1 protein-coding gene is annotated in these 2,323 nt (G+C 72.4%); it reads right to left on the reverse strand.

All coding sequences use genetic code 11. The annotated features are described in order from the left end of the window. Window positions 1-2,323, reverse strand: a 2,323-nt coding sequence (locus tag N865_RS21165; RefSeq protein WP_034810261.1) for an Rne/Rng family ribonuclease, incomplete at both ends; no start/stop codon positions are given.

A 2,323-nucleotide genomic window follows, 5' to 3' on the forward strand; every position in this document is an offset into this window, starting at 1 on the left:
CCCGGGCCGCTGGTCGCGGCCTGGCCGCGGCCGCCGCGCCGGGTACGGGTGGTGCCGCCCGCCGCCTCGACCTGCTCGGGCGCGTGTGCGCCCTTGTCGACCGGCTGGGTGTGGATGATGAACCCGCGGCCGTTGCAGTGGTCGCACGTCTCGGAGAAGACCTCGATGAGGCCCGACCCGACCCGCTTGCGGGTCATCTGGACAAGACCGAGCGAGGTGACCTCGGCCACTTGATGCTTGGTCCGGTCGCGGCCGAGGCACTCGAGCAGGCGCCGCACGACGAGCTCGCGGTTGCTCTCGAGCACCATGTCGATGAAGTCGATGACGATGATGCCGCCGATGTCCCTCAGGCGGAGCTGCCGGACGATCTCCTCGGCGGCCTCGATGTTGTTCTTGGTGACGGTCTCCTCGAGGTTGCCACCGGAGCCGACGAACTTGCCGGTGTTGACGTCGACGACGGTCATCGCCTCGGTGCGGTCTATGACGAGCGAGCCACCGCTCGGCAGCCAGACCTTGCGGTCCATCGCCTTCGCGAGCTGCTCGTCGACGCGGTGGTGGGCGAAGAGGTCCTCCTCGGACGTCCACTTGGTGACCCGCTCGGCGAGGTCAGGAGCGACCGACGTGATGTACGGGTGGATCTCCTGCCAGGCCTGGTCGCCGGAGACGACGAGCTGCTTGAAGTCCTCGTTGAAGACGTCCCGGATGACGCGGACGGTGAGGTCGGGCTCGCCATGCAGCAGCAGGGGCGCCGTGCCGATCGGGCTCGACCCGGTGCCGCCGTTCTTCTTGCGCCCCTTGGACTTGCCGGCCTTGCCGCTCGAGGCGGCCTCGGCGCGGGCCTGGATGTCCTCCCACGTCGCGGTGAGTCGCTCGACGTCGGCGCGCAGCTCCTCCTCGCTCGCCCCCTCGGCGGCCGTGCGGACGATGACCCCCGCGGAGTCCGGGACGACGTCGCGCAGGATCTTCTTGAGGCGGGCGCGCTCGGTGTCGGGCAGCTTGCGGCTGATCCCGGTCATCGAGGAGTTGGGGACGTAGACGAGGTAGCGGCCCGGCAGGGAGATCTGCGAGGTGAGGCGGGCGCCCTTGTGGCCGATCGGGTCCTTCGTCACCTGGACGAGGACCGTCTGGCCGGAGCCGAGGGCGTTCTCGATGCGCTTGGGCTGGTTGGACTCGAGCCCGGCGGCGTCCCAGTTGACCTCACCGGCGTAGAGGACGGCGTTGCGGCCCTTGCCGATGTCGACGAACGCGGCCTCCATCGAGGGAAGGACGTTCTGGACGCGGCCGAGGTAGATGTTTCCGGCCATCGAGACGGTCGTCGCCTGGTCGATGTAGTGCTCGACGAGGACGCCATCCTCGAGGACGCCCACCTGCGTGCGACCGTCCTTGTTGCGCACGACCATGACGCGGTCGACGGCCTCGCGGCGGGCGAGGAACTCGGCCTCGGTGATGATCGTGCGGCGGCGGCCGGCCTCGCGGCCCTCACGCCGGCGCTGCTTCTTCGCCTCGAGGCGGGTCGATCCCTTGACCGCGACGGGCTCGTCGCTGATGGCACGCGGCTGGCGGACGCGGGTCGAGACGTTGGGGGTGTCGTCGGCGGTCTCACCGGCAGACGAGCCGGCCCGGCGGCGGCGGCGACGGCGACGCGTCGTGGCGCCTTCCTCCTCGCCGTTCTCCTCCTCGACTTCGGGGCCCTCGTGGGCCTCTTCCTCGCCGGCAGCCTGCTCGACGTCGCCGAGGGCCTCGGAGTCCTCGGCCTCTCCGTTGTCCCCTGCCTCGCCCGGCGCGCGGCCACGACGCCCCTTGCCGCCTCGCCGGCGACGCGAGCGGCGCGGTGTGGTCTCGTCCTCTCCCGGCTCGACCTCCGGCGCCTCGGCCTCCGTCCGGCCCTCGGCCCCCGGCTCGAACGGCTCCGGCTCCTCAGCCGGGGCGTGGGAGGCCGGCTCCTGGGCCGGCGCCGTGGCCCGACGGCGGCGGGACGCCGTGGTTCGCGCCGGCTCGGGAGCCTGGAAGAGCACGCTGAAGCTGGGGACGACGGCTGCAGGGGGCGCGGTCGGTTCGAGGTCGGGCTCCTCCTCCGCGTCCTCCTCGGCGTCCTCCTCCACGTCCTCCTCCACGACCTGGGCGTCCAGGTCCTGCTCCGCGACGGCCTGAGCGGCCTCGTCTTGCGCTGCCTGGCCCTGGGGCTCGAGCGACTCGTCGAGCGTCGGCAGGACCTCGGCGACGAGCTCCTCGACGGCCGCCGCGGCGGCCTCCCCGGGCTCCGCAGCCGCCCCGGCGACCCGCTTGCGGCTGGCCCGCTTGCGCGGTGCCCGCTTGGCCGGTG

The organism is Intrasporangium oryzae NRRL B-24470, assembly GCF_000576595.1.
In the GTDB taxonomy this organism is placed as follows: domain Bacteria; phylum Actinomycetota; class Actinomycetes; order Actinomycetales; family Dermatophilaceae; genus Intrasporangium_C; species Intrasporangium_C oryzae.